Raw genomic sequence first — 2,607 nt, 5'->3', positions numbered from 1 at the left:
GTAAGCGCGCGATTTAGCACACCGAGGTTGGAAACGTGCGCGAAGGTAGATGTGTCGGGCAGGTCAAGCTCGAGGAGCGACGGTGAGCCTTGCGAAGTTGAACGGCAAGAGATCTGTCACTTCGGCGTCCGATGCACGCTTCGGTAATTCGGTCAGTACGTGCACGAGATAGGCGTAGGGTTCGACGTTGCAGGCCCTGCAGGTCAGCATAAGGCTGTAGATCATGGCGCTCGCCTTCGCACCGGCAACCGTGTCACTGAACAGCCACGAAGCCCTGCCTGTACAGAATGGGCGGATGTCGCGTTCGATGACATTATTGTCAACTGGGGCCCGCCCATCGCTCACGTAGCGACACAGATACGCCCACTGGTTGCGCGTGTATGAGATCGCCTTGCCCAGCAGACTTTCTGGCAGGACCTGCGGCGCCTGTTCGTCCAGCCACTTTCTGAATGCTTCAAGTAGTGGCACGCTGTGTTGCTGACGCAGCCGGTGCGTATATTCAACGCGCGTCTCGCCTTCGGGCGGATCAGCTTTGGCGAGCGCCTCGACCTGGTACAGCGCCTTGAAGTATTCCAGCGCCTGCGAAGCACGGCCGCCCGGTTTCTTCATGCCCTTGAGCGCGTCGACGAAGCCTCGGCGCGCATGAGCCAGGCAGCCCAGGTGGGTGGGGCCTTCGAGCGTGCGCCAGGCGGCGTATCCGTCTGTCATCAGCAGGCCTTTGTAGCCGGCGAGGAACGCCTGAGGATATTCCTGCCCGCGCCCCGGCCGATAGTCGAACAGCACGACCGGCTGCGCACAGTCTTCGGCACTACGGTAGACCCACATGTATGACGTGCTCTGCGCGGCGCGGCCAGGTTCCTTGAGTACCTGCACTGTTGTCTCGTCGCCGTGAATCAGTGACTGCGACAGCAGTGTCCCGCGCAAGGCCTCAAAGAGCCGGCTATAGTGCAGCTCAGCAGGCCGGATGATCCAGTTCGCCAGCGTGCCGCGTCCGACTTCGATGTCGGCGCGACCCAATGCGTTAGCCATCCGGTATAGCGGCGTTCCGTCGACATACTTGCCGGCCGTCACGGTGGCGATCATCGCGGCACTCGCATTGCTGCCCGGCAATGGCTGCGGCGGCATCGGTGTGGTGATCACCGGCGTGCGTTCGGCGTGGCGCTCGCAATGCCTGCATGCGTACTTGAAACGCACATGCTGCAGCACTGACGCCTTCACCTCGATATGCAGCTGTTCGCTTATTTCTTCGCCCATACGATGAAGCTCGTGTGCGCAGCACGGGCATATCTTCTGGTCATCGGGCAGATCGTATTCGATGCGCTGACGTGGCAGATGCGCCGGCAGCGGTTTGCGTCCAGGACTGCGCGGTGTCGGTTGCGGCGCATCCGGCAAGCCAGTCTCGGGCAGCGTGAAGGTGTCGGTCGCGACGTCATCGTCATGCGCTTCAGTGGCAGCGATCTGTTCAGCCTCGTCGAAGACCCGATCACGCAGCTTCTCGCTGCTGGGCGCGAAGCGTTTGCTCTGTGCCAGGCGAAACTGCTCCTCCAGCTGGGCGATGCGTTCGCCAAGCTGACGGTTACGTGACTCAAGCTCACGGATATAGGCCTGGGCGGCGGGCGGCAATCGGGAGAAGTCGTCTTCATTCATGCTCCCAGGATAGCCCAATGCAACGCGCTACAGGTTTACGCAGATTTGTAACATCAGCTGGCGTGGCGGTACCGCCGCGCGGGATGACGGCGCATTGCCTCGATATCGATACCCTCGAGCAGCCAGCGCAACTGCTCGGTCGTCAGCTCGATGACCGCCTGTTGCCGGCGCGGCCAGATAAAGTGATCTTCCTCGAGGCGTCGCAGCATCAGCCAGAAACCGTTGCGCTCGTAAAGCAGCAGCTTGATCCGGTTACGTCTGCGGTTGTGGAAGGCGTACACGGCACGCGCAAACGGGTCCAGTTGCATGGATTGCTCGACCAGCGTCACCAGACTGTTGATGCCGGCCCGGAAGTCGATTGGTTCGCGGTGCAGGAACACCTTCAGATCAGCTTCGAAGCGAAACATCAGCGCCGTCCCAATGCCGCGATCATGGCGCTCACGAGGGCGGTGTCGCGCTCCGAGCATTCGAGCTCGAGTTTCACACCATTGGGCAACTGGGCCGACAACCATGCGGATGTCGGCGAACGCGAAGACAGACGCGATGACTGCTGTTCTGGCTGCACGCGCACGGGATGCATCGAAGCAAGCGCCGGCGCCGGATCGGCAATCGCGATGACTGGCACGAACGCCGACGGTGACGCGTCCATGTCGTCGTTACTTGCGCGCGTTTGTGCCTGCCGGTGCAGTCGAACCCATTTGCGCAACTGGTTGGCGTTCACCCCGGCCTTCAATGCCAGGCCCGACAGTGACGCGCCTGGCTGCTGGCAGGCTTCCACAAGCAGGCGCTTACCCGTCACATCGAAGCTGCGCTTGCCACCCACGCCCACGCGGGTCACCCGCAAAGGCAAAAACGAAAGGTCATCCCGGGTCATAAATTGCGTCCGCAAGTTAGAGGTTGCGGACGCAATCGTGGCTCTTGATACACGCAAAAGCTAGGTGGGGGAAATTGCGCGCTTAC

3 protein-coding genes are annotated in these 2,607 nt (G+C 61.4%); all 3 read right to left on the bottom strand.

Annotated features, from left to right (window positions below; genetic code table 11):
• Window positions 1-63 precede the first annotated feature (63 nt).
• Genes tnpC through tnpA form a run of 3 tightly spaced genes read right to left on the bottom strand, consistent with a single transcriptional unit; the run spans window position 64 to window position 2,521 of the window.
• On the bottom strand, window positions 64-1,647 hold the full coding sequence (gene tnpC, locus BLT65_RS46200; RefSeq protein ID WP_091790703.1) for an IS66 family transposase: 1,584 nt from the start codon (window positions 1,645-1,647) through the stop codon (window positions 64-66).
• 53 nt (window positions 1,648-1,700) lie between these two features.
• Entirely contained in the window at window positions 1,701-2,054 is a 354-nt protein-coding gene (tnpB, locus tag BLT65_RS46195) for an IS66 family insertion sequence element accessory protein TnpB (protein ID WP_054923779.1), read from the bottom strand.
• Window positions 2,054-2,521 (bottom strand): IS66-like element accessory protein TnpA, encoded by a 468-nt coding sequence (gene tnpA / locus BLT65_RS46190; protein WP_091790702.1) that lies wholly within the window; start codon window positions 2,519-2,521, stop codon window positions 2,054-2,056. Before tnpA ends, tnpB begins: the two co-directional genes overlap by 1 nt.
• Window positions 2,522-2,607 lie beyond the last annotated feature (86 nt).

This window comes from Paraburkholderia steynii (assembly GCF_900100565.1).
GTDB classification, from domain to species: Bacteria; Pseudomonadota; Gammaproteobacteria; order Burkholderiales; family Burkholderiaceae; genus Paraburkholderia; species Paraburkholderia terrae.
Note: the sequence above shows the minus strand (reverse complement) of the source record. Positions and strands in the feature narration are given on the sequence as shown.